We start from the raw sequence: 26,552 nt of genomic DNA, 5'->3' as shown, positions 1-26,552 counted from the left end.
CCCGTGCCGCCGATTATCCCTGTTTTGTCGCCGGCTGGGCTGAAGACAGCCGCGCCTGGCGGACGAAGCGGCGCAACAGCTGGCGGGCCAGCGGCGCGGCACTGACCGCACGCTCGATGCTGCGGGCGCAGCCGCCGTGGCGGCCGATGCAGTCGGCGCGGGCACGTACGTAGCCGCGCATGTGGTGGGTGGCGAACTCGGGATGGAACTGCACGCCCCAGGCCTGGCGCCCCCAGCGGAAGGCGTGGCAGCCGTCCAGCGGAGAGCGCGCCAGCACCTCGGCACCGTCCGGCGCGCGCAGCACCGTCTGCAGGTGAGTGGCATGGGCGGCGAAATGCTGCGGCAGGCCCTGGAACAATGGGTCCTGCGCGGCCTGCGGCTGCAGTTCCAGCTCGATCGTGCCGGACTCACGGCCGGCCGGGTTGTAGGCCACCTCGCCACCCAGCGCGTGCGCCAGCAGCTGGTGGCCGTAGCAGATGCCGAACACCGGCAGGTCGTCGTGGGCGGTCTGGCGCAGCCACGCCGCACTGCGTTCGCTCCATTCGGCATGGTCGGTGACGAAGGCAGCCGAGCCGGTCACCAGCACGCCGGCGAAGGCATGCGGGTCGGGCAGGGCGCCACCGTGTTCGACATCGACCACCACCGTCTCGTGATCCTCCAGCCCGGCGGCAACGCGGATCCAGTGCGGGAAGCGCCCGTAGCGGCGCAGCGACGGAACCGGGCGGCCGGTTTCAAGGATCAGGAATGGGGCTGGGTTCATCCGGGGGCGGCAGGACTGACAGGACTTCCTCGATTGTAGTCAGCCCCTGCGCCACCTTTTCAAGCCCGGCCTGGCGCAGGGTTCGCAGCCCTTCAGCCCGCGCGGCGCGGGTGAAACCGGCCAGATCCATGTCGGCGCGGATCTGCCCGCGCAGCCGCGAGCCCAATGGCAGCAACTCATACAGGCCGATGCGGCCCAGGAATCCGGTGCGCCGGCACTCCAGGCAACCGACCGGCCGACAGGGCGTGGCGGCATCTGGATATGCAGCATGGCTATCAGCCAGAACCGCCCAATCGGCCGCGCCGAGACTGTGTGGCTGCTTGCAGTGCGGGCACAGCGTGCGTACCAGGCGCTGGGCAAGGATGCCGTTGAGGGTGCTGGCCAGCAGGTAGTGCGGCACGCCCAGGTCGAGCAGGCGGGTGACCGCCGAGGGCGCGTCGTTGGTGTGCAGGGTGGACAGCACCAGGTGGCCGGTCAACGAAGCCTGCACCGCCATCTGCGCGGTTTCCAGGTCGCGGATCTCACCGATCATGATGATGTCCGGGTCCTGCCGCAGCAGGGTGCGCACGCCGCTGGCGAAGTCCAGGTCGATGTTGGTCTGCACCTGCATCTGGTTGAACTCGGGCGCGATCATCTCGATCGGGTCCTCCACCGTGCACACGTTCACGTCCGGCGTGGCCAGGCGCTTCAGCGTCGAATACAGGGTGGTGGTCTTGCCCGAGCCGGTCGGGCCGGTCACCAGCACGATGCCGTGCGGACGCTCCACCAGCGCATTCCAGCCAGCGGCCTCCTGCGGGCTGAAACCGAGCTGGTCGATGCTCTTGAAGGCGGCATCGGGGTCGAAGATGCGCATCACGCACTTCTCGCCGAAGGCGGTGGGCATGGTCGACAGGCGCATCTCGACCTCGCGGCCGCCGGGCGAACGGGTCTTGATGCGACCATCCTGCGGGCGCCGGCGTTCGGCCAGATCCATGCGGCCAAGCACCTTGATGCGGCTGACCACGGCGGTCATCACCGCCGGCGGCACCTCGAACACCTTGTGCAGCACGCCGTCGATGCGGAAGCGCATGCGCCCCATCTCGCGGCGCGGCTCCAGGTGGATGTCCGACGCGCGCTGCTCGTAGGCGTACTGCAGCAGCCAGTCGACGATATGCACGATGTGCTGGTCGTCGGCGTTGACGTCGCCGGTGCGGCCCAACTCGACCAGCTGCTCGAAGCTCGGCATGGTGGTGTTGGCCTCGCCGCGCACGTCGCCACCGGCCCCGCGCACCGAGCGGGTCACCCCGTAGAACTCCATGGTGTAGCGGTGCAGGTCCAGCGGATTGACTACCGCCAGCTCGATCCGGCGCCGGGTCAGGTGCTGCAGGTCACGGCGCCATTCCTGCACCAGCGGCTCGCTGGTGGCCACCAGTACGCGCTCGGCATCCACCGCCAGCGGCAGGAAGCGGTGGCGGCGGGCGTAGGCGTGGGAGACCAGTGCGGTGACGGCGGCAACGTCGACCCGGGTCGGATCGATACGCAGGTAGCGGCTGCTGGTGCGCCGCGCCAGCCACTCGGTGAGGCGCTCCAGGGTCAGCTCGCCGCCGCCACTGGCCGCCAGCTTGAGGTTGGACAGCAGCACCAGCGGGTGCACTTCGCTGGCATTGCGCGCGCCCTGTGCGGAAAACCGCATGCGTTCCCGGTCCTGCTCGGCCACCAGGCCATCGGCGATCAGGGCCGCGCCCACCTGTTCGAACTGCAGGCGACCCCACGGCAGCGGTACGCCGCCAGCCTCGCCGGGCGTGCCCACCGGCAGCCGATGTTCCATCTGCCTGCTCCTCCCGGGTACGGAATGCCCCGCAGGTCGGCCGTTATACTAGCGCACCCCCTTGCCGGCCAAGACTCGTCCGCATGTCCGCGACCCCGACCGTTCCGATCACTTTCCAGGGCCTGATCCAGACCCTGAACCAGTTCTGGGCCCAGCAGGGCTGCGTGCTCATCCAGCCGCTCGACCTGGAGGTGGGCGCCGGTACCTTCCACCCGGCCACCTTCCTGCGTGCGATCGGTCCGGAAAGCTGGAACGCGGCCTACGTGCAGCCCTCGCGCCGCCCGACCGACGGCCGCTACGGCGAGAACCCGAACCGCCTGCAGCGCTATTACCAGTACCAGGTGGCGATGAAGCCGGCGCCGGACAACATCCAGCAGCTGTACCTGGATTCGCTGAAGGCGCTGGGCATCGATCCGCTGGTGCACGACCTGCGCTTCGTCGAGGACAACTGGGAATCGCCGACGCTGGGCGCCTGGGGCCTGGGCTGGGAAGTCTGGCTCAACGGCATGGAAGTGACCCAGTTCACCTACTTCCAGCAGGCCGGTGGCCTGGAGTGCCGCCCGGTGCTGGGCGAGATCACCTATGGTCTCGAACGCCTGTGCATGTACCTGCAGAACTGCGACAACGTCTACGACCTGGTGTGGACCTACGGCCCGGACGGCCAGCCGGTGACCTACGGCGATGTGTACCACCAGAACGAAGTTGAGCAGAGCACCTACAACTTCGAATACGCCGACGTGGAAGAAATGTTCCACCGCTTCGATGCCTGCGAGCGTGAAGCGCAGAAGCTGGTGGAAGTGAACCTGCCGCTGCCGGCCTACGAACAGGTGATGAAGGCCAGTCATACCTTCAACCTGCTCGATGCACGCCGCGCGATCAGCGTGACCGAGCGCCAGCGCTACATCCTGCGCGTGCGCGCGCTGGCCCAGGCGGTGGCCAAGGCGTACTACGAGCAGCGCGAGAAGCTGGGCTTCCCGGGCGCGAAGAAGGCCTGACGGCCGCTCTCCCCCTTACTCCGGGGCGCCGGACGCGTCGCGCGCTGCGCCCCCACCACAGGATTGAAACGATGAGCCAATTGTCCCCCCTGCTGATCGAACTGGGCACCGAAGAGCTACCGGTCAAGGCGCTGCCGGGCTTGGCCCAGGCCTTCTTCGATGGCGTTGTCGACGGCCTGCGCAAGCGCGGCGTCGCGCTGGAACTGGGCGATGCACGCCCGCTGTCGACCCCGCGCCGCCTGGCCGTGCTGCTGCCGGGCGTCGGCCTGGAGCAGCCGGAACAGCACAGCGAAGTGCTGGGCCCGTACCTGAACATCGCGCTGGACGCCGAAGGCCAGCCGACCAAGGCCCTGCAGGGCTTCGCCGCCAAGGCCGGGATCGACTGGACTGCGCTGGAGAAGACCACCGACAACAAGGGTGAGCGTTTCGTGCACCGCGCGGTGACGCCGGGCGCGAGCACCGCCAGCCTGCTGCCGGAGATCCTGCGCGAGGCAATTGCGGCGATGCCGATTCCCAAGCCGATGCGCTGGGGCGATCACGCCTGGGGCTTCGCGCGCCCGGCCCACTGGCTGGTGCTGCTGCACGGTGCCAACGTGGTTGAAGCCGAGCTGTTCGGCCTGCAGGCCGGCCGCGTCAGCCGTGGCCATCGCTTCCACCACGACCAGGCGGTGTCGCTGGCACAGCCGCAGGACTATGTTGAAGCCCTGCGCGCCGCCTTCGTGCTGGTCGACCCGAGTGAGCGCCGCGCGCGCATCGTCGCCGAGGTCGAGGCCGCCGCGGCCAAGGCCGGTGGCAGTGCGCGCATCACCGAAGACAACCTGGAGCAGGTGGTGAACCTGGTCGAGTGGCCGTCGGCGGTGCTGTGCAGCTTCGAGCGCGCGTTCCTGGCGGTACCGCAGGAAGCGCTGATCGAAACGATGGAGATCAACCAGAAGTTCTTCCCGGTGCTGGATGACAGTGGCACGCTGACCGAGAAGTTCATCGGCATCGCCAACATCGAATCGAAGGACGTGGCTGAAGTGGCCAAGGGCTACGAGCGCGTGATCCGCCCGCGCTTCGCCGATGCCAAGTTCTTCTTCGACGAGGACCTGAAGCAGGGCCTGGTGTCGATGGGTGACGGCCTGAAGACAGTGACCTACCAGGCCAAGCTGGGCAGCGTGGCCGACAAGGTGGCGCGCGTGGCGGCCCTGGCCGAAGTGATCGCACCGCAGGTCGGCGCCGACGCCGCACAGGCCCGGCGTGCCGCCGAGCTGGCCAAGAACGACCTGCAGTCGCGCATGGTCAACGAGTTCCCGGAACTGCAGGGCATCGCCGGCCGCCACTACGCCGTGGCCGGTGGCGAAGCGGAGGATGTGGCGCTGGCCATCGACGAGGCCTACCAGCCGCGCTTCGGTGGCGATGACATCGCACTGTCGCCGCTGGGCAAGGTGCTGGCCATTGCTGAACGCGTGGACACGCTGGCCGGTGGTTTCGCCGCGGGTCTGAAGCCGACCGGCAACAAGGACCCGTTCGCCCTGCGCCGCAACGCGTTGGGCCTGGCCCGTACCATCATCGAAAGCGGTTTCGAGCTGGACCTGCGCGCGCTGCTGGCCAGTGCCAACGCCGGCCTGGCTGCGCGCAACGTGCAGGCCGACGTTGGCGAACTGTACGACTTCATCCTCGACCGCCTGAAGGGCTACTACGCTGACAAGGGCGTGCCGGCCACGCACTTCAACGCCGTAGCCGAGCTGAAGCCGGCCTCGCTGTACGACTTCGACCGCCGACTGGATGCGATCGGCACCTTCGCCGCGCTGCCGGAAGCCGAGGCGCTGGCTGCGGCCAACAAGCGCATCCGCAACATCCTGCGCAAGGCAGAAGGCGACATCCCGGGCCAGATCGACCCGGCGCTGCTGCAGGAAGACGCCGAGCGCGCGCTGGCCGAAGCGGTCACCGCGGCCATCGACGACACCGGCACCAGCCTGCAGCAGAAGGACTACGTGGCCGTGCTGGCGCGCCTGGCGCGCCTGCGCCCGCAGGTCGATGCCTTCTTCGATGGCGTGATGGTCAATGCGGAAGATCCGGCCCTGCGTGGCAACCGCCTGGCGCTGCTGACGATGCTGGGCGAGCGCCTGGGCAAGGTCGCGGCGATCGAGCATCTGTCGAGCTGACGCCCGTATCGGTAGTGCCGGCCGCTGGCCGGCGTTGCCACCGCGTTTCGAATCGATGTGTGGGTTGCCGGCCAGCGGCCGGCACTACTGGAACATCGCCGGCGGATGTCCATCGGGGTCATTGCCGGCATCGCGCACGATGCCGGCATCCTCGCCTTCAATTGCGATGATCGCCACAAAGGCGCGTATTTTGACCGCCACTTAACAACCGATCCCCAATGACGTGATGCATTTCGCATCGTCGCCTCCGGTCGGTATGCTGTGCCGCATGCAGCCAAAGAAATACGCCCTGCCGCTGATGGTCCTGACGCTGGCCGCCACCTCCGTGGCCCATGCGCGCGGCACCATCGACAAGGTGGACATCAAGGGATTGGACAAGGGCGACGACGCCGCAATCATCGAGAACATCCAGGAATCGCTGTCGCTGTACGACACGATCGGCAAGGAACAGGGCGAATCGCGCCTGGAGTACCTGCTGTCCCAGGCCGAGCGGCAGACCCGCCAGGCGCTGGAGCCGTTCGGGTACTACAACCCGGTGATCAAGGTCGAGGCGCCGCGCGAGGACGAGCACGTGCGCGTGCTGATCCACGTCGACAAGGGCACCCCGGTGACCGTGCGCCGCGAGCACATCGACATCACCGGCCCGGCGATGTACGACCAGTACCTGCAGGACGACCTGGCCAAGTTCAAGCCGCGCAAGGGCCAGCGCTTCGTGCATACCCAGTACGAGGCCAGCAAGATCACCGTCACCCGCCGCCTGGCCGAGCGCGGTTACTTCGACGCCGACTACACCCAGCGCCAGGTGCAGATCACCCGCGCCGACAACGCTGCCGACATCGACCTGACCTGGGACAGCGGCCGCCGCTACAACATGGGCCCGGTGCGTTTCGAGCAGGACTACTTCGTCGACAAGCTGTTCGACCCGCTGGTGTACTGGGACCAGGGCAGCTACTTCCACGAGGGCAAGCTGGACCGGCTGCGCGAGTCGCTGACCAAGCTGGATTACTTCAGCGTGATCGACATCCAGCCGCGGCCGGACCAGGCCGATGAGAACGGCGAAGTGCCGGTGGACGTGAAGCTCACCCGCGCCAAGCGCACCATTTACACCGCCGGCCTGAGCTACGGCAGCGAGAGTGGCCCGGGTGTGCGCGGTGGCATTGAGCGGCGGTGGCTGAACAACCGCGGCCACAAGATGAACACGCAGCTGGACTATGCACAGAGGCGCAAGAGCCTGGTCACCAGCTACCGTATTCCCGCCTTCAAGTGGCTTGATGGCTGGTACACCTTCGCCGCCAGTGCCTACGACGAGCAGACCGATTACATCGACCTGCGCAACTTCAAGCTGATCGCCAGCCGCAGCGGCGAGATCAACGAGCACTGGACCGCGATCGCCTCGATCAACGCGCTGCGTGAGCGCTGGCGCTATGCCTCGGGTACCGAGTTCACCGACGCGGTCTACAACACCTCGACGCTGGTCTACCCGCAGCTGGTGGCCGACTACGTCAACGTCGACGACGAGATGTTCCCGCGCAAGGGCATCAGCGGCACCGCGACGATGCGTACCGGCATTGAAGGCGTGGGTTCGGACACCAGCTTCGTGCAGGCCAACGCCGTGCTGCGCTGGTACATCCCGGTGGGTGAAAGCAACCGCCTGATCCTGCGCGGCGAAGGCGGCACCACCTGGACCAGCGATCTGGTGGCGATGCCGCCCAGCCTGCGCTACTTCGCCGGTGGCGACCGCAGCATCCGCGGCTACGCCTATCGCGAGGTCGGCCCGCGGACCCCGGCGCCGGACAAGTACGCGCTGGGTGCCAAGAACCTGGTGATCGGTTCGGCCGAGTACGAGCACTACTTCAATGGCGGTCCGTGGGGCGCGGCGGTGTTCGTTGATACCGGCAGCGCGTTCGACAACACCATTGACCTGCATACCGGCGTTGGCTTCGGCGTGCGCTGGAAGTCGCCGGTGGGGCCGGTGCGCGTGGATATCGCGCATGGCCTGAACAACCCGGATTCGCAGTTCCAGCTGTACCTGAACATCGGAGCGGACCTGTGAGCACGCCCGCACCGACCCCGAACACGCCGCCGCCGCGCGTGCGCTTCTATCGCCGCCGCCGCTTCTGGGCGTGGTCCGGCGCCGGCGTGGTCGGCCTGGTGCTGCTGGCCCTGCTGGCGGTGTACTGGCTGCTGCAGACCGTGGCCGGACGCGATGTGCTGCTGGCGCAGGTGGTGGCGCGCCTGCCGGTGGGTGCCAGCTTCACCTGGGACAAAGTCGACGGCCCGGTGGCCGGACCGCTGACCCTGTACAACGTCGACTTCCGCTACGACGACATCCATTTCCACGCCGAGCGCGCGCACCTGGAGCCGGACCTGCGCCCGCTGCTGGGCCGCAAGCTGCTGCTGGACAAGCTGGAACTGACCAACGCCACGCTCAACCTGGCCAAGAGCGATGAGCCGTTCAAGCTGCCGTCGTGGCCCGATTCGCTGCCGCAGATCGAAATGCCGCTGGCGATCCAGGCCGATGCCATCGCCATCGACGGTTTCCGCATCAGCCAGGCCAATGAGCCGGTGATCGACATCAGCCGCGTGCGCGGCGGCATCGAGATCGCCAATGGCGAGTTCCAGGCGCGCAAGCTGGCAGTGGACAGCGACTTGGGCAATTTCACTGCCCAGGGCCGCTACATCCCGGCCAAGGACTACGACACCGATGTGACCGTCACTGCGGTGCTGCCGGCGCCACGTGGCCGCACCGCCGCTACCCTGGGCCTGGTCGCGCGCGGTGACCTGTCGCACATGGAGGTGGCGGTGGCCGGGCGTGCGCCGAAGCCGCTGCACGCGATGCTGGTGTTCGATGGCCGCACCGATCCGAGCTGGAGCGCCAGCGTGCGCAGCGATGAGCTGGATCTGGCGCTGTTGTCACCGGCACTGGCGAGCTCGGCAATCGTCCCGCTGGCGCTGGATTTCACCGCCGCCGGCAAGGGTGGCAATGCCAACCTGCGCGGCAAGGTGAAGCAGGGCGACCAGGAACTGGAGCTGGCGCCGTCGGTGGTATCGCTGCAGGACCAGGTGCTGAAGGTCTCGCCGCTGCTGGTGAAGGGCTTCGGCGGCGAAGCGCGCCTGGAAGGCACCGCCGATTTCAGCCAGGAAGACCAGCAGAAGCTCAACTTCTCGGTGGTCGCGCATGACCTGACCTACGTGCCGGCAGCGGATCCGAACACGGCCGGCAGTGCGCCGGTACCGGTGACCCTGAAGGAAGCACGCTTCGGCCTGGCCGGTACCCTGAAGGCGTGGGCGGCGATCGGCCGTGCCGATGTCGAGCGCGAAAAGCAGAAAGCGCAGCTGCGCTTCGACGTGCGTGGCAATGACCAGGCCGCTGAGATCCGCGAACTGCAGGCGCAGACCCCGGGCGGGCAGCTGCAGGTGGAAGGCAAGGTGGCCTGGGCACCGCAGCTGGACTGGGATGCGAAGGCCACGCTGAAGGATTTCGATCCCGGCTACTTCGCGCCAGGCTGGGACGGGCGCCTGTCGGGCAATCTGGCTTCCAAGGGCCGCCAGCTGCCGGCGCCGGCCAATGCGCCGCCGGGCACCGCCGGCACGCTGGAAGCCACGGTGGATCTGCCGTCGCTGAAGGGCATCCTGCGCCAGCGCAATCTCGATGCGCAGGGCAAGTTCGCGCTGCAGGGTGAGCAGGGCCAGGGCGACCTGAAACTGTCGCTGGGCAGCAGCCGGGTGACCGCTTCGGGCAAGGTTGGCGATCGCCTCGACATCGACGCGCGCTTCGAACCGCTGCAGCTGAGTGACCTGCTGCCGGGCGCCGATGGTGGCCTGCGTGGCCAGGTACAGGTGAAGGGCCCGCGCGATGCGCCGGACATCACCGCCGACCTGGTCGGCAACAACCTCAACTGGGATGGCTACGGCGCCGAGAGCGTGAGCATCAAGGGCCGCCTGCCGTGGCGCGGCGACAGCGGCACGCTGGCGATCCAGGGCCAGCAGGTCAATGCCGGCATGCTGCTGGAGCGGCTGAACATCGACGCGCAGGGCAGTGTCTCCAACCTGCGCCTGGCCGCGCAGACCCGCAACGAGCTGGGCGCGGTCGAACTGCAGGGCAGCGTCCGCCAGCAGGGCGCGCAGTGGCGTGGCGAGCTGGCATCGCTGCGCATCGCACCGGTGAAGGGCGATGCCTGGTCGTTGCGTGCACCGGCGGCGTTTGCGATCAACGGCAGCACCTACACGCTGGGCGAAGCCTGTCTGGCTGCTGTCAGCAGCGGCGCACTGTGCGCACAGGCCAACTGGCCGCGCGAGGGCCTGGTGGTGCGCAGTGATGCGCTGCCGCTGGCGCTGGTGCAGCCGTGGCTGCCGCCGCAGTCCGGCCGTCGCATCTACCTGCGCGGCGATGTCAGCCTGGACGCGCAGATCCGACCGCGCGGCAACGCCTGGGAAGGCCATGTGGAAGTGCGCTCGAAGGAAGGCGGCGTGCGCCTGGGCGAGAACCGCAACACGGTGGGGGACACCACGCGTGGCGAACTGGTGCGCTACGACCAGTTCTCGCTCAAGCTGGACATGACCCCGGCCAGCATCAAGGGCTACCTGGGCATGGGCTTCCAGGGCAACGGCTTCGTCGATGCGAAGATGCAGACCGGCTGGGAAGCCAGCGCGCCATTGAATGGCGAGCTCTACCTCAACATGTCGCGGCTGTACTGGCTGGAGCTGTTCTCGCCGGACATCGTGCGCCCGACCGGCCTGATCGAAGGCCACGTGAGCCTGCGTGGCACGCGCGGCCAGCCGTCGCTGGGCGGTGATGCGCAGCTGAGCAACTTCAAGGGCGAGTTCCCGGCGCTGGGCCTGACCTTCGACCAGGGCAAGGGCAGCTTCGTCGCCCAGCCCGATGGGTCGGCCAAGATCACCGCACAGGCTAATTCGGGCAAGGGCACGCTGTATGTCGATGGCGGCCTGTCGTGGTTCGGCGATGCGCAGCCGTTGCAGCTGAAGATCCACGGCGACAACGTGCTGCTGTCCAACACCAGAGAGCTGCGCATCGTCGCCAATCCCAATCTCGACTTCACCCTGGCCAAGGCCGCGATGGAACTGCGCGGAACGGTGCATGTACCCGAGGCCGACATCGATCTGGAGCGCCTGGACCGCGGCACCTCGGTGTCCGAAGACGTGGTGGTGCTGGATCCGGCCGATCCGGAAGAGTCGCGCACCTCGCCGCTGGACATGGACCTGACCGTCAGCCTCGGCGACAAGGTGAAGATGACGGGCTTCGGCCTGAAGGGCGCGCTGACCGGCAAGATGCAGGTCTGGGCCAAGCCCGGCCGCGAGATGACCGCCAATGGCGGGCTGGAAGTGAGCGGTCGCTACAAGGCCTATGGCCAGGATCTGACCATCACCCGCGGCAACCTCACCTGGAACTACAACGCGGTGTCCGACCCGCGCATCAACATCCGCGCCGAGCGCCGGATCGGTGATGTCACCGCGGGCATCGACGTGACCGGGCGGGCGCAGCAGCCGCGTGCGGATGTGTGGTCCGAGCCGGCGATGTCGCAGTCCGAGGCACTGGGTTACCTGGTGCTGGGGCGCAGCCTGACCGGCGCCAGCAGTGACCAGACGCAGCAGGTCAACGCCGCCTCGGCGGCGCTGTCGGCAGGCAGTGGCCTGTTGGCGTCGCAGCTCGGTGCCAAACTGGGCCTGGACGATGCCGGCGTGAGCCAGTCGCGCGCGCTGGGTGGCTCGGTGATCGGCGTCGGCAAGTACATCTCGCCCAAGCTGTATGTCGGCTACGGCGTGTCGCTGGTGGGTGCCGGCTCGGTGATCACGCTGAAGTACCTGCTGCGTCGTGGCTTCGACGTGGAAGTGGAATCGAGCACGGTGGAAAACCGTGGATCGATCAACTGGCGGCGGGAGAAGTAACGATGCGGTAGTGCCGGTCGCTGGCCGGCAACTGCACCGTATCTCCGGAGTTGCGTGGGTTGCCGGCCAGCGGCCGGCACTACCGTGCACGTCGACCCAACCATCGGCCGTTGCCCCATCCGGCCCCAGCGGCTATGGTCCCGGGCTGTTCTGTCGTACCGGATTGCCTCATGTCGCCACGCAAAGCCCTCCCCACCGCCCTGGCCCTGGGCCTGACCCTCGCCGCCGGCGCCCACGCCGATGAAGGCATGTGGATGCCGACGCAGCTGCCGGAACTGGCCAAGCCGCTGCAGGCAGCAGGTTTCAAGGGCAATCCGGCCGATCTGGCCAACGTCACCGCGCCGCCACTGAGCGCCGTGGTGCGTGCCGGTGGCGGCACCGGTTCGTTCGTGTCTGCTGACGGCCTGCTGCTGACCAACCACCACGTGGCGATGGGCGTGATCCAGTACAACAGCTCGCCCGAGCACGACCTGATCAACGGCGGCTTCATCGCCAAGGGCCGCGCCGACGAGCGCCCGGCCAACCCGGACTTCCGCGTACTGGTCACTGTCGGCTTCGACAAGGTGACCGACCAGGTGCTGGCACAGGCCAAGGGCAAGACCGGCCGTGCCTACTTCGATGCCGTGGATGCGGCCAGCAAGCAGATCGTGGCCGAGTGCGAGAAGGATGGCAGCGTGCGCTGCTCGGTGGCCAACATGTACTACGGTACCGACTTCTACCGCATCGCCCAGCTTGAACTGAGCGACGTGCGATTGGTCTACGCGCCGCCGCGTGCGATCGGCAACTACGGCGACGAGATCGACAACTTCATGTGGCCGCGCCACACCGGCGACTTCACCCTGCTGCGCGCCTATGTCGGCAAGGACGGCAAGCCGGCCGCCTACAGCAAGGACAACGTGCCCTACCAGGCCCCGGCGCACCTGCAGATGTCGGTGGAAGGCCCGAAGGAGGGCGACTACGCGATGCTGGCCGGTTACCCGGGCATCACCTATCGCCATCGCACCGCCGCCGAATTCGCCGGCCAGATCGATACCGTGCTGCCGCGCCGCGTGTCGGTGTTCCAGCAGATGATCGACACCATCGAGGCCGCCAGCGCCAAGGACGCGCAGGCGCGCACCCGCTACGCCTCGCAGCTGCAGTCGCTGAAGAACAACCGCAAGCGCGCCGCGGGTGAGCTGGAAGGCCTGCTGCGCAGCGACGCCAAGGCCCAGCGTGCCGCCGACGAGACGGCGATGCTGGCGGCCACCGACCGCAAGTACCAGGGCGACATCAAGGCGCTGCTGACCAACCTGTCGCAGGGCGCGGCGGTGGGCGAGCGTGACCTGCTGCTGGAGCAGATGGCCGCACAGAGCCAGCTGCTGCGCTCGGCGCTGCTGCTGGAACGCCTGCGCATCGAATCGGCCAAGCCGGACGCGCAGCGCGAGAGCGGTTTCCAGCAGCGCGACCAGGCGATGATCGAAGGCGTGCTCAAGCAGGTCCAGCGACGTTACGCGCCCGAGGTCGAGAAGGCGCTGCTGACCACCCTGCTGACCCGCTACCAGCAGCTGCCGGACGCGCAGCGCGTGGCAGAGTTCGACACCGCTTTCGGCCGTACCCCGGAGCAGCTGGCCAAGGCACTGGACACCCTGTACGCCGGCACCCAGCTGGGTGACGAGGCGCAGCGCCTGTCGCGCTTCGCTGCTGCGCGCGAAGGCAAGGCATTGGCCGCCGATCCGCTGATCGCCGTGGCCGGCCCGTTGGTGGCCGCGCAGCTGCGCATCGAGAACGAGAGCAAGACCCGCGAAGGCGAGCAGCTGCGCCTGCGCCCGGCCTACATGCAGGCGCTGTTCGCCTGGCGTGCCAAGCAGGGCCGCGCGGTGTACCCGGATGCAAACCGCACCCTGCGCATCAGCTACGGCAAGGTCGAGGCGCTGCACCCGCGCGATGGCGTGACCTACTCGCCGGTGACCACCGTGGCCGGCATCGTCGAGAAGAACACCAACGCCTATCCGTTCGACGCACCCAAGCCGCTGCTGGCGGCCATCGCCAAGGGTGACTTCGGCAGCACCGCCGATCCGGCACTGAAGACCCAGACCGTCAATTTCCTGACCAACCTGGACACCACCGGCGGCAACTCCGGCTCGCCGGTGCTCAACGCCAAGGGCGAACTGATCGGCCTGAACTTCGACAGCAACTGGGAGTCGGTCAGCGCCAGCTGGTGGTTCGACCCGCGCTACAAGCGCGCCGTGCACGTGGACATGCGCTACCTGCGCTGGCTGCTGGCCAAGGTCTACCCGGCGCCGGAACTGCTGAAGGAAATGGGCGTTCCGGCCCAATAAGAAGCCGGCCACGACCAACGGTTGTGGCCCGCACCGCGTAAGCCCCCACCTTGGTGGGGGTGGTTGCCCCCAACGAGCCCGTACACCCGGCCACGCCTGGCCTACACTGCGGGTTCTTCCGACGGAAACGCGCGCGTGGTCTCCAGCTGGATCCTGCTGCTGGTCTCGGTTGCCTATGCTGCGCTGCTGTTCGGCGTGGCGTGGTGGGGCGACCGTCGGCCGATGTATCCGGATAGACCCTGGCTGCGGCCAGTGGTCTACAGCCTTGCGCTGGCCGTGTACTGCTCGTCGTGGACCTTCTACGGCGCAGTCGGCACCGCAGTGCGCAACGGCGTGGGTTATCTGCCGATCTATATCGGCCCGTTGCTGTTGTTGTTGTTCGGCTGGCGCATCATCGAACGCCTGGCGCTGATCGCGCGCAGCCAGAACGTGGTCTCGATCGCCGACTTCATCTCCTCGCGTTTCGGCCGCTCACGGCGGCTGGCGGCGCTGGTGGCGATCATTGCGCTGATCGGCATCATTCCGTACCTGGCCCTGCAGTACAAAGCGGTGGCAATGAGCCTGCAGGTGCTGACCGGCAACACAGGACCGACCGGGTTCTTCAGCGATCCGGCGCTGTACGTGGCGCTGTTGATGGCGCTGTTCGCCACCCTGTTCGGCACCCGCCAGGTCGATGCCACCGAGCACCACCACGGCATGATGCTGGCCATCGCGCTGGAATCGGTGATCAAGCTGGTGGCGATGGTGGCGGTGGGCGTGTTCGCCTATGTGTGGCTCAGCGACCGCAACGAGGCGGTGGTGGAATCGGTGCATACGCTGTTCACCGGGCTGCCGCCGGTAGGCTTCATCTCGCAGACCCTGCTCAGTTTCCTCGCCATCATCTGCCTGCCGCGCCAGTTCCACGTGGCCGTGGTTGAATGCGGTGACGTGCGCGATGTGCGCCGCGCGCGCTGGATGTTTGGTGGTTACCTGGTACTGATTTCGGCGATGGTGCTGCCGATCGCTACCGCGGGTGTCAGCCTGTTCGGCACCGGCAGCAGCGTCGCAGATGATTCGATGGTGCTGGCGTTGCCGCTGGCCGAGGGGCGCAACGCCCTGGCGCTGATCGCCTACGTAGGCGGATTCTCCGCCGCTACCGGCATGGTCATCGTGTCTTCGATCGCGCTGGCTACCATGGTCAGCAACGACCTGGTGATGCCGGTGCTGCTGCGCCGCAGTGGTGATCACCAGGAAGCGGCCGACGTCGCTTCACGGGTGTTGTGGATCCGCCGCCTGGCGATCCTGCTGCTGGCGTTGATGGCCTACAGCTACTACCGCAGCAGCAGCAACGACAGCACGCTGGCCTCGTACGGCCTGATGGCCTTCGCCGCGGTGGCCCAGTTCGCGCCGGGCCTGATCGGTGGCCTGTACTGGCGCGGTGCCAGCCGCCGCGGTGTCGAGACCGGCATGCTGCTGGGCTTCGCTACCTGGCTCTACACACTGCTGCTGCCGGCGATGACCATCGCCGGCTGGATGGACGACGGCTGGGTGCAGAACGGCCCGTTCGGTATTGCCTGGCTGCGCCCGCAGCAGTTGTTCGGCATGACCGGCTGGGATCCGCTGACCCACGGCACGTTCTGGTCGCTGCTGGTCAACGCGGCGACGATGATGCTGGTGTCCGCGCGCTGGCGTCCCGGCGTGGACGAGCGCCTGCGCGCTGCACCGTTCCTCGACCCGTATGCCGAACGCCCGTCGGTGGCCGGTGGCTGGCCCGGTCACGTGCATGTGGGCGACCTGCTGGCGCTGGCCTCGCGCGTCGTGGGTGAACGCCATGCACGGCGCTCGTTCTTCGAACAGGCGCAGTCGCTGGGCCGTGAGCTGCAATCCTCGGCACCGGCCGACCGGCCGTGGGTGCAGTTCACCGAGCGCCTGCTGGCTGCCTCGATCGGCGCGGCATCGGCACGCCTGTTGCTGACCAGCCTGCTGCGTGGTTCGGGCATGGACCTGGGCGAAGTGGTGGCGGTGCTGGATGAAGCCGGGCAGGAGCTGCGCTTCAACCGCGAGATCCTCTCGACCACACTGGAGAACATCAGCGCCGGGGTCAGCGTGGTCGACCCGGACATGCGCCTGACTGCATGGAACCGCCGTTACCAGGACATGTTCGGCTACCCCGACGGCATGCTCTACGTCGGCCGGCCGGTGGCTGACCTGATCCGCTACAACGCCGAACGTGGTGAGCTGGGCGAGGGCGATATCGAAATCCAGATCAACCGCCGCATCGGCTACATGCGGGCCGGTTCACCGCACGTGTTCGAACGCACCCGCAGCGACGGCAAGGTGATCGAGATGCGTGGCCAGGCGCTGCCCGGCGGCGGCTACGTGACCAGCTACAACGACATCACCGACTACAAGCACGCCGAGCGCGCGCTGCTGGAAGCCAATGAAACGCTGGAACAGCGCGTGGCCGAGCGTTCGCATGAAGCCGAGGTCGCGCAGCAGTCGAAGACCCGTTTCCTGGCCGCGATCAGCCATGACGTGCTGCAGCCGCTGAATGCCGCGCGGCTGTTTGCGTCGGCGCTACGCGACAGCGACCATGTGAGTGACGAGCAGAAGCATCTGGCCGAGCGCGTGGATGCTTCGCTGCGTGCGGCCGAGGAACTGCTTGATGGCCTGCTGGACGTGTCACGTCTGGATGCCGGTGGCCTGCACCCGGTGATCGGCGAGTTCGATGTGAGCGCGCTGATGCGCGAGCTGGCCGCGCAGTACACCCCGGTCGCCGCTGGCCGCGGCCTGCGCCTGGACCTGTTCGCACGCCCGGCGTGGGTTCGTAGTGACCGGCGCCTGCTGCGCCGCGTGCTGCAGAACTTCCTCGCCAATGCGCTGCGCTACACGCGCCAGGGACGCATCGTGCTGGCGGTGCGTCACCGCGGCGACGAAGTGGAACTGCAGGTGTGGGACACCGGCCCGGGTATTCCCGAGCACCACATGCGGCAGATCTTCGACGAGTTCCATCGCTACCAGCAACCGTTCGACTGGGGTGAGCAGGGGCTGGGGTTGGGCCTGTCGATCTGCCAGCGCATCTCGCGCCTGCTTGATCATCGGTTGAACGCACGCAGCCGCGTGGGTAGTGGTTCGATGTTCTCGATCATCCTGCCGCGGGTGGCACCGCTGCCGGGCTATACCGAGCTGGCCACACCTGCACAGACCGTAGCCGCGCCAGTGCGCAGCGATTCGCTGGCGGGCCTGCGCGTGCTGTGCGTGGACAACGACGAAGAGATCCTCGACGGCATGCGCGCGTTGCTGGGCCGTTGGCAGGTGCAGGTGATCACCGCCGCCACCGTCGACCAGGCACTGGAGAAGATCGCCGAGCGCCCGCAGGTGATGCTGGTCGATTACCACCTGCACGACCGCATGGATGGCTTGGATGCGCTGGTGGCGCTGCGCGAGGCGGCCGGCTACCCGCTGCCCGGCGCGCTGCTGACTGCCGATGGTCGCGACGAGCTGAAGCGGATGGCACGCGAACGGGGATACCGCGTGCTGACCAAGCCGATCAAGCCAGCCTCTCTGCGCGCCTTCCTGGGCGCGCTGCGCGATGCGCAGTAATGCCGGCCGCTGGCCGGCAACCGTAACGTGAAACCATGCCAGGCAAGCCTGGCATCTACCAGAGCTTCATCGGCCTGGCAGTAGATCCACGCCATGCGTGGATGTGATGCCTGGTAGTGCCGGCCGCTGGCCGGCAACCACGTAATCGCGGGTGCGTTACCCCACGCCATGCAGGTGTTCGTACAGGATCGTCGCGCCGATGATCACCAGGATCACGCCGCCGATGATCTCGGCGCGCTTGCCGACCATGCTGCCCAGCACGCGGCCGAGCATGATGCCGACGGTGACCATGGTCAGCGTGCACAGGCCGATGACCGCAGCCATCACGCCGATATGCACATCCATGAAAGCCAGGCCGATACCCACCGCCATTGCGTCGATGCTGGTGGCGAAACCGGTCAGCGCCAGCTTCCAGAAGCCGTGGTGCTGCGAGGGGTCTTCGTCATCCTCGGCATTGTCCGGGCGAAGGCCGTTGTAGATCATGTGGATGCCCAGCGCGCCGAGCAGGCCGAAGGCGATCCAGTGGTCGAAGGCTTCGACGTACTGCAGCGCGGCGCGGCCGAGCAGCCAGCCGATGATGGGCGTGATCGCCTCGATGACGCCGAAGATGATGCCGGCACGCAGTGCGTCGCGGAACACCGGCTTGCGCATGGCCGCACCCTTGCCGATCGCCGCGGCGAAGGCATCGGTGGACATGGCAAAGCCGATCAGGAGGATCGAAATGGGGGACATGGGCGGCGGCTGAGGTCGGGCTAGGGCGGACGCACGGCCTGCGCTCGCGCCCAACCTGACGTTGCGCGCGCGGGCCGCTGGTCTCGCCAACCATCATGGTTGTCCACGCCACGGCGCACTGGCCGAGTATGTTGACGTGGACGATTCCTGCGAAGGAATCCGGCTACTCCCCAAGGGGACGCGAAGCTTAGCATCGCGATTCGCGCGTGGCACATTTCCAGCGAAACGCGCAGGCAGGGCTGGTTTGTATAGCGATGGCTATATCGAGAGCGCAGCGGTGCCTGGTAGTGCCGGCCGCTGGCCGGCATGCGCAACGCCGAGAGCGCGCCAAGCAAGCTTGGCACCTACCAGAGCGATTTCACGCGTTTCAGGCGATTGCCGGCCAGCGGCCGGCACTACCTTCAGTCTTCTTCCGGCGGCAGCACGATAGCGTCGTCGTCGATCGCCAGCTTGCCGGCCATCAGCACGGCCTGGGTGCGGTTGGTCACGCCCAGTTTGCGCAGGATCGCGGTGACATGTGCCTTGATCGTCGCCTCGGAGACGTTGAGGTCGTAGGCAATCTGCTTGTTCAAGCGACCGGCGCCGAGCATCTGCAGCACGCGGAACTGCTGAGGGGTCAGTTCGCGCAGGCGGTGGCCGACTTCGCGTTCCTCGCTGCCGGTGGGCGGCACGTTGTGCGCTTCCGGCGGTGCCCAGGTCTCACCATCGAGGATGGTGCCGAGCGCGTGGCCGATGGTGTCCGAGTCGGCCGATTTGGGAATGAAGCCCAGCGCACCATGGTCAAGCGCCCGGCGCATCACCGTCGCTTCTTCGCGCGCGGACACCACCACCACCGGCAGGTGGGGATGCAACGAGCGCATGTGCACCAGTGCGTTGAAACCCTGTGCACCGGGCATGTTGAGGTCCATCAGGACCAGGTCGGCATCGTTGTGCTGGTCGGCCAGCGCGTACAGCGCTTCCACGCTGTCGGCCTCGAACAGTTGAACGCCCGGAATGACCCGCTGCACGGCACCCCGCAGGGCTTCGCGGAACAGCGGGTGGTCATCGGCAATCAGGAGGGTGGTCATGGTCGGGGGGAACCGTGGGGGAAGCTACATGGGGCCAGAGCCCTTTCCCGGCGGAAAGGGCTCTGACCCCGGGTGATGCATCATCGCACCTTGCGCTCGTCCACCAGCGACGCCACCACCGACGGATCGGCCAGGGTCGAGGTGTCGCCGAGCTGGTCCGGTGCGTTCTCGGCGATCTTGCGCAGGATGCGGCGCATGATCTTGCCCGAGCGGGTCTTGGGCAGGCCCGGCGCCCACTGCAGGTGGTCCGGCGTGGCGATCGGGCCGATTTCCTTGCGCACCCACGCAATCAGCTCCTTGTGCAGCTCATCGGTTGGCGCCTCTTCGGCCACCAGCGTCACGTACGCATAGATGCCCTGGCCCTTCACGTCGTGGGGGAACCCGACCACGGCGGCTTCGGCCACCTTCGGGTGCGAGACCAGCGCGCTTTCCACTTCGGCAGTACCGATGCGGTGGCCGGAGACGTTGATCACATCGTCCACGCGGCCAGTGATCCAGTAGTAGCCGTCTTCATCGCGGCGGCAACCGTCACCGGTGAAGTAGCTGCCCGGGTAGGTGCGGAAATACGTATCGATGAAACGCTGGTGGTCGCCGTACACCGTGCGCATCTGGCCCGGCCAGGAATCACGGATGATCAGGTTGCCCTCGGTCGGGCCGTCCTTGATCTCGCCATCGGCATTGACCAGCGCCGGCTGCACGCCGAAGAAGGGCAGGGTGGCCGAACCCGGCTTGAGGTCCATCGCGCCGGCCAGCGGCGAAATCAGGATGCCGCCGGTCTCGGTCTGCCACCAGGTATCGACGATCGGGCAGCGGCTGTCGCCGACCACTTCGTAGTACCAGCGCCAGGCTTCCGGGTTGATCGGCTCGCCGACGCTGCCCAGCAGGCGGAGCGAGGCACGCGAAGTCTTCTTCACCGGCTCCTCGCCTTCGCGCATCAGTGCACGGATGGCGGTCGGCGCGGTGTAGAAGATCGACACCTTGTGCTTGTCGATCACGTTCCAGAAGCGCGAGGTATCCGGATAGTTCGGCACGCCTTCGAACATCAGCGAGGTCGCGCCGTTGGCCAGCGGGCCGTACACGATGTAGCTGTGGCCGGTGACCCAGCCGACGTCGGCGGTGCACCAGTAGATGTCGTCCTCGCGCAGGTCGAACACCGCTTCATGGGTGTAGGCCGCATACAGCAGGTAGCCACCGGTGGTGTGCAGAACGCCCTTCGGCTTGCCGGTGGAACCGGAGGTGTAGAGGATGAACAGCGGGTCTTCCGCGTTCATGCGTTCCGGCTCGCAGCTGGCCGGCTGGCTGTCCACCACGTCGTGGAACCAGCGGTCGCGCGGTGCCTGCATGTCCACCGCGCCGCCGGTGTGACGCACCACCAGCACGGTTTCGACGGTATTGGTGCCGGGCAGCTTCAGCGCGGCATCAACATTGGCCTTCAGCGGAATCCTGCGACCACCGCGCAGGCCCTCGTCGGCAGTGATGATCAGCTTGCTCTGGCAGTCGCTGACGCGGTCGGCGATCGAGTTCGGTGCGAAGCCACCGAACACCACCGAGTGGATTGCACCGATGCGCGCGCAGGCCAGCATGGCCACGGCGGCGTCGACGATCATCGGCAGGTAGATGGTGACCCTGTCGCCCTTCTTGACGCCGAGGTTGCGCAGCGCGTTGCCGAGGCGGCAGGTGCGCTCGTACAGCTCGCGATAGGTCACGTGCTGTGCCGGTGCGTCCGAACCGTCCGGCTCGAACAGCAGGGCGGTCTTGTCGCCACGCTTCTCCAGCTGGCGGTCCAGGCAGTTCACGCTGGCATTGAGCTCGCCATCCTCGAACCACTTGATGTGGAAGTCGGACAGGTCGTAGTTGACGTTCTTGATCTTCGTCGGCTTGCGCATCCACTCCAGGCGCTCGGCGGCCTTGCCCCAGAAACCATCCGGGTCGGTCACCGAAGCCTGGTACTGCTGTTCATAGGACGTCTTGTCGATGCGTGCCTTGGCGGCGAACTGCGGATCGACGGGGTAGATATCAGCCATGGCACCCTCACTTGCACGTTGACTTTGTATGTGCGGTCGCAGCATCGCAGCGACCGATCCCCCTCAGTTTGCCCCATCCACCCCCGCCCGCGTCACCACCTTGCTTAGACCATGGTCGAAAGTGAGCGTCCTGCAGGGCCGGGTTCGACCAATGGCGAATAGCCGGTGTGCGTGAACGCCCCGCAGTCTCGGCTCGACCGTGCCCCACGCGCGGCATCACCTTGCCACTTGGGAGAGAGGGCAACATGAGCCACCGTACGTTGAAAGCCGTGCGCAAACCTTTGGCGGCCTGCCTGTTGGTCGCCTTGGTCGCACCGGGCATGGCGTTCGCAGAGACCGCCAAAGAGAAAGCGCTGGAAGCACGCGTTGCCGAACTGGAACGCCAGGTCCAAGCGCTGCTGTCTTCGCAACAGCAACAGCAGAACCAGATCAGCCAGACCCAGCAGGCGGTAACCGAAGTCCGCACCGTGCAGGCCGAGCAGAAGCCGGTCGCATCGGTGCCGACCGGCAAGCAGCCGATCCAGGTCACCACCATCACCCCGGGCGCCGCGCCGGGCACCACGGTCAAGATCGGCGGTTTCATCAAGGCCGACTTCCTGGCCACCCAGACCAGCGATGGCCAGCTGGCCGACGACGCCACCGGCCGCTCGCTGTACCTGCCGGGCCAGACGCCGGTGGAAGGCGCCGGCGGCAGCGGCAAGCGTTCGGGCACCGACTTCAACGCCCACGCCAAGTTCTCGCGCTTCAACCTGGGCATCGACAACGTGAGCGAATCGGGCAACAAGGCCGGTGCGTTCTTCGAGATGGACTTCTTCGGCAATTCGCTGGGCAACCAGACCGCGACCAATACCTACGGTGTGACCCTGCGCCACGCCTACATGTACTGGAACAACTGGATGGCGGGCCAGACCTGGTCCAACTTCATGGACGCGGCCGCACTGCCGGAAGCGGTCGACTTCGTCGGACCCACCGACGGCGTGATCTTCGTGCGCCAGGCCCAGGTGCGCTACACCCAGGGTGGCTTCAGCGTCGCGCTGGAAAACCCGGAAACCACCACGCTCACCGGTACCCGTAACCCGGTTACCGGCGCCTGGACCAACGCCAGCGCCAACTCCGATCGTGGCAGCCTGCCTGATCTGACGATGCGCTATGGCTGGAAGGGCAACTGGGGCACCTTCGGCGTCGGCGGCATCGTCCGTCAGCTGAAGGTCGACAACCAGGCCACCGGCGCCAAGGCCGACAAGGTGGCCGGCGGCCTGACCCTGGGCGGCAAGTGGGTGATGGGTGACAGCGATTCGCTGCACTACCAGCTGACCGGCGGCGAAGGCATCGCCCGCTACATCGGCCTGGGCATCACCGCCGATAGTGCCTACGACGTGGCCCGCGACGAGCTCAACCCGACCGGCGTGCTTGCCGGCTACGTGGGCTGGCGGCACGCGTTCTCGTCGAAGCTTCGCACCAACCTGATCTACGCGCGCAGCGACTACGACAACGACAGCATCCTCGGCCCGCTGGTGACCAAGAGCGTGCAGAGCATCCGCGGCAACATCTTCTACTCGCCGCTGCCCAAGGTCGATATCGGTGCAGAGCTGATGTATGGCCGTCGCGAAGTGGAGAACGGCAACAAGGGTGACATCACCCGGTTGCAGTTCACCACGAAGTACAGCTTCTAAGAGCGTGCCGGCCAACGGCCGGCACCTACCGAATTGCGTGTCGACCAACGATCGGCACCCACCGACCCAGGTCGGCATCTACAGAGGGAAAGCGTCCCATGTCCAGCACACCCAGCACCGCACACAAAGCGGGCACCCTGACCCAGGGCCACAAGAAGGTCATTTTCGCGTCGAGCCTCGGCACGGTGTTCGAGTGGTATGACTTCTTCCTGTACGGCTCGCTTGCGGCGATCATCGCCAAGCAGTTCTTCAGTGGCGTCAATGAAACCACGGGCATGATCTTTGCCCTGCTGGCCTTCGCGGCCGGCTTCTTCGTGCGCCCGTTCGGCGCGGCCTTCTTCGGCAGCCTTGGCGACCGCATCGGCCGCAAGTACACCTTCCTGGTCACCATCCTGATCATGGGCATCTCGACCTTCCTGGTCGGCGTGCTGCCCAACTACGCTTCGATCGGTTTCGCCGCACCGGTGATCCTGATCATCCTGCGCCTGGCCCAGGGCCTGGCGATGGGCGGCGAGTACGGCGGTGCCGCCACCTACGTGGCCGAACACGCGCCGGACGACAAGCGTGGCCTGTACACCAGCTTCATCCAGTGCACGGCCACCCTCGGCCTGTTCATGTCGCTGCTGATCATCCTGGCCTGCCGCTATTTCCTCGGCAACGAAGCGTTCGAAGCCTGGGGCTGGCGCATTCCGTTCCTGGTCTCGATCGTGCTGCTGGGCGTGTCGGTGTGGATCCGCCTGCAGCTGAGCGAGTCGCCGCTGTTCCAGCAGATGAAGTCGGAGGGCAAGGGTTCCAAGACGCCGTTCCGTGACAGCCTGAAGGGCGGCAACCTGAAGCTGATGCTGCTGGTTCTGCTGGGTGCTGCGGCCGGTCAGGCGGTGGTGTGGTACGGCGGTCAGTTCTACGCGCTGTTCTTCCTCAGCAGCATGCTGAAGGTAGATGCCACGACTTCCTACCTGCTGATCGCCGCCGCGCTGGCGCTGGGCGTGCCGTTCTTCATCTTCTTCGGCTGGCTGTCCGACCGTATCGGCCGCAAGAAGATCATCCTGGCCGGCTGCCTGCTGGCCGCCGTCACCTACATCCCGATCTTCAAGGGCCTGACCCACTTCGCCAACCCGGCCATCGAAGAAGCCCGCACCAATTCGCCGGCGCTGGTGGTTGCCGATCCGAACACCTGTTCGTTCCAGTTCGATCCGGTCGGCCTGCGCAAGTTCACCAGCTCCTGCGACGTGGCCACCGCCGCGCTGACCAAGGCCGGTGTGCCGTACGACGTGCAGCCCGCCGCCGCTGGTTCGCTGGCGATGGTGAACGTGGGCAGCGCCAGCGTGACCTCGTACGAAGCCGCCGGCCTGACCAAGGAAGACGGCAAAGCCAAGGCCGATGCGTTCGGTGCGGAGCTGAAGACCGCCCTGGCCACTGCTGGTTACCCGGCCAAGGCCGACGGCGCACGCATCAACATCGCCGGCACCATCTTCATGCTGTGGCTGCTGGTGCTGTACGTGACCATGGTCTACGGCCCGATCGCCGCCTACCTGGTCGAACTGTTCCCGACCCGCATCCGCTACACCTCGATGTCGCTGCCGTACCACATCGGCAACGGCTGGTTCGGTGGCTTCCTGCCGGCGATCTCGTTCGCGCTGGTGGCCGGCACCGGCAACCTGTACTACGGCCTGTGGTACCCCATCATCATCGCGCTGATGTCGGTGGTGATCGGCGGCCTGTTCCTGCGCGAAACCAAGGACGTGGATATCACCAAATAACCGGCGTGCCGCCCAACGGTCGGCACCCACCGGGTTTCAGGGGCCGCGGTGCAGACCGCGGCCTTTTTGTTTCCCTGTTTTTGGGGTCAGATCCTTTTCGCTTGCGAAAGGGATCTGACCCCATCGAGACGTGTCGCACCCGTATAGTCGGCCCATGACCACCACCGTCCCAGCCGACCTTCCCGCCATCCTGCACACCCTGCGCAGCGCCTGGCAGTCGCAGCGGCCCACGCTCGATCAGCGCGAAGCTGACCTGCGCCGCCTGCGCGAGGCGTTGAAGCCGCGTCTGGACGAAATGGCCCAGGCCATCGCCGAGGACTTCGGCCATCGCGCCCACGTCGAATCCAAGCTGGCCGATGGCATGAGCGTGCTGTCGGCCATCGACCACCTGCGCCGTCACCTGCGGCGCTGGTCGAAGCCGCAGCGGGTGGGCGCCGGTTGGCGGCTGTGGCCGGCGCGCGCGCAGCTGCGGCCGACGCCGCTGGGCGTGGTCGGGGTGATCTCGCCCTGGAACTACCCGGTCACGCTGGCATTGGTGCCGCTGGCCACCGCCATCGCCGCCGGCAACCACGTGTTGCTCAAGCCCTCCGAACACACGCCGCGCACCAGTGCATTCCTGGCCGATCTGCTGGCCAGCGTGTTCCCGCCCGATCGGGTGGCGGTGGTGCAGGGTGGGGCGGACGTGGCCGCGGCGGTGTCATCGCTGCCGCTGGACCATCTGCTGTTCACTGGCTCGACGGCTGTTGGCCGCAAAGTGATGGCTGCCGCCGCCGAGCATCTGGTGCCGGTCACGCTGGAACTGGGCGGAAAGTCGCCGGCCATCGTCTGCCGCGATTTCCCGCTGGACAAGGCCGCTGCACGGCTGGCTACCGGCAAGTGGTTCAACGCCGGGCAGACCTGCATCGCGCCGGATTACGTGCTGATCGATACCGCGCGCCAGCGCGAGTTCGTGCAGACGCTGCAGCAGCAGGTGCGCGAACGCTACGGCGATTTCAGCGATGCCGACGACTACACCCGCATCATCAACGAAGGCCAGTACCGGCGCCTTCAGGGTTATCTGGCGCAGGCGCGCGAGCGCGGCGTGCCGGTGATCCCGCTGGCGCAGGTGGACGAGGCGCGCGCTGATCGCGAGCGCCTGCTGGTGCCGACCTTGGTGCTGGACCCGCCGGATGACCTGGACCTGATGCGCGATGAGATCTTCGGCCCGATCCTCCCGGTGCGGGCGTACCCGGATCTGGATGCTGCGCTGGCCGACGTGCTGTCCCGCGACCGGCCGCTGGCGCTGTATCCCTTCAGCCACGACAGGGCGACGGTGGAGCGCATCCTCGGCCAGGTGGTGGCCGGCGGGGTGACGGTCAATGACACCCTGCTGCACTTCGCCGCCGATGGATTGCCGTTTGGCGGGGTAGGGGCCAGCGGCATGGGCGCGTACCACGGCCGGGCCGGGTTCGATGCCATGAGCAAGCGGCTGCCGGTGCTGTGGCAGTCGCGCTGGGCGGCCAGCGACCGGCTGCGGCCGCCGTATTCGAAGATTGCGGGGTTGTTGAAGTTGCTGCTGCGGTGAATCCAGGCAGGGCGTGCATCCAGTGGTAGTGCCGGCCGCTGGCCGGCAGGTGCAGGGTCTTGCCGGAAGGGTCATCGGGTTGCCGGCCAGCGGCCGCCACTACCGGTAGGGGCCAACCCGCGCGGCCCGTTCCGGTAGGTGCCAACCTTGGTTGGCACGCGTGAACCCCAAGCGCCGACCAAGGTCGGCCTCTACCAAGGCAACAGCGGGAAGCAT

At 67.1% G+C, this 26,552-nt stretch carries 14 protein-coding genes and 1 riboswitch; of the genes, 9 read left to right on the top strand and 5 right to left on the bottom strand.

The genetic code is table 11. The features are described 5' to 3' along the window. Positions 1-13: 13 nt before the first annotated feature. Together AC07M7_RS19715 and AC07M7_RS19710 are read right to left on the bottom strand one after the other, a co-directional pair. Complete coding sequence (locus AC07M7_RS19715) at positions 14-760, bottom strand: glutamine amidotransferase (protein ID WP_046982584.1); 747 nt, start codon at positions 758-760, stop codon at positions 14-16. Continuing rightward, entirely contained in the window at positions 732-2,567 is a 1,836-nt protein-coding gene (locus tag AC07M7_RS19710) for a GspE/PulE family protein (RefSeq protein WP_482998102.1), read from the bottom strand. Before AC07M7_RS19710 ends, AC07M7_RS19715 begins: the two co-directional genes overlap by 29 nt. An 83-nt stretch (positions 2,568-2,650) precedes the next feature. On the opposite strand from AC07M7_RS19710, the gene glyQ reads away from it, so the two are divergent. The 6 genes from glyQ (at position 2,651) to AC07M7_RS19680 (ending at position 17,516) form a co-directional block, all read left to right on the top strand. After that, positions 2,651-3,562 (top strand): glycine--tRNA ligase subunit alpha, encoded by a 912-nt coding sequence (gene glyQ, locus AC07M7_RS19705; protein WP_006403404.1) that lies wholly within the window; start codon positions 2,651-2,653, stop codon positions 3,560-3,562. A 71-nt stretch (positions 3,563-3,633) separates the two neighbouring features. Beyond that, positions 3,634-5,709 (top strand): glycine--tRNA ligase subunit beta, encoded by a 2,076-nt coding sequence (glyS, locus tag AC07M7_RS19700; RefSeq protein WP_136639437.1) that lies wholly within the window; start codon positions 3,634-3,636, stop codon positions 5,707-5,709. Positions 5,710-5,965: 256 nt separating this feature from the next. Then, positions 5,966-7,762: an autotransporter assembly complex protein TamA gene (locus AC07M7_RS19695; RefSeq protein ID WP_136639445.1), complete on the top strand. Its 1,797-nt coding sequence runs from the start codon at positions 5,966-5,968 to the stop codon at positions 7,760-7,762. Further along, positions 7,759-11,616: a translocation/assembly module TamB domain-containing protein gene (locus AC07M7_RS19690; RefSeq protein ID WP_495208104.1), complete on the top strand. Its 3,858-nt coding sequence runs from the start codon at positions 7,759-7,761 to the stop codon at positions 11,614-11,616. Before AC07M7_RS19695 ends, AC07M7_RS19690 begins: the two co-directional genes overlap by 4 nt. Positions 11,617-11,786: 170 nt before the next feature. Beyond that, positions 11,787-13,934, top strand: coding sequence for a S46 family peptidase (locus tag AC07M7_RS19685; RefSeq protein ID WP_337302395.1), 2,148 nt, complete (start codon positions 11,787-11,789; stop codon positions 13,932-13,934). Between the two features lie 135 nt (positions 13,935-14,069). Then, entirely contained in the window at positions 14,070-17,516 is a 3,447-nt protein-coding gene (locus AC07M7_RS19680) for a hybrid sensor histidine kinase/response regulator (protein WP_046982590.1), read from the top strand. Between the two features lie 156 nt (positions 17,517-17,672). Here AC07M7_RS19680 and AC07M7_RS19675 read toward each other — a convergent pair whose 3' ends face one another. The 3 genes from AC07M7_RS19675 to acs all read right to left on the bottom strand — a co-directional run bounded on the left by AC07M7_RS19675 (position 17,673) and on the right by acs (position 21,339). Then, positions 17,673-18,248 carry a manganese efflux pump MntP gene (locus AC07M7_RS19675; protein ID WP_046982591.1) on the bottom strand — a complete coding sequence of 192 codons (576 nt, stop codon included), beginning with the start codon at positions 18,246-18,248 and terminating at the stop codon, positions 17,673-17,675. An 88-nt stretch (positions 18,249-18,336) separates the two neighbouring features. Then, positions 18,337-18,426: riboswitch (yybP-ykoY riboswitch) on the bottom strand. A 223-nt stretch (positions 18,427-18,649) separates the two neighbouring features. After that, positions 18,650-19,315, bottom strand: coding sequence for a response regulator transcription factor (locus AC07M7_RS19670; RefSeq protein WP_046982592.1), 666 nt, complete (start codon positions 19,313-19,315; stop codon positions 18,650-18,652). Positions 19,316-19,395: 80 nt separating this feature from the next. Continuing rightward, positions 19,396-21,339, bottom strand: a complete 1,944-nt coding sequence (acs, locus tag AC07M7_RS19665) for an acetate--CoA ligase (RefSeq protein WP_495208103.1) — start codon at positions 21,337-21,339, stop codon at positions 19,396-19,398. Positions 21,340-21,584: 245 nt separating this feature from the next. Here acs and AC07M7_RS19660 point away from each other — a divergent pair, with 245 nt between their 5' ends. From AC07M7_RS19660 to AC07M7_RS19650, 3 genes are all read left to right on the top strand, one after another. Then, positions 21,585-23,012: a DcaP family trimeric outer membrane transporter gene (locus AC07M7_RS19660; protein WP_495208102.1), complete on the top strand. Its 1,428-nt coding sequence runs from the start codon at positions 21,585-21,587 to the stop codon at positions 23,010-23,012. A gap of 98 nt (positions 23,013-23,110) precedes the next feature. After that, positions 23,111-24,772, top strand: coding sequence for an MFS transporter (locus AC07M7_RS19655; RefSeq protein ID WP_253078553.1), 1,662 nt, complete (start codon positions 23,111-23,113; stop codon positions 24,770-24,772). A 154-nt stretch (positions 24,773-24,926) separates the two neighbouring features. After that, positions 24,927-26,336, top strand: coding sequence for a coniferyl aldehyde dehydrogenase (locus tag AC07M7_RS19650; RefSeq protein WP_495208101.1), 1,410 nt, complete (start codon positions 24,927-24,929; stop codon positions 26,334-26,336). The last annotated feature ends 216 nt before the right edge of the window (positions 26,337-26,552 follow it).

The organism is Stenotrophomonas sp. GW821-FHT09E08 (assembly GCF_059416125.1).
This window is presented reverse-complemented; position numbering and strand designations above follow the sequence as displayed.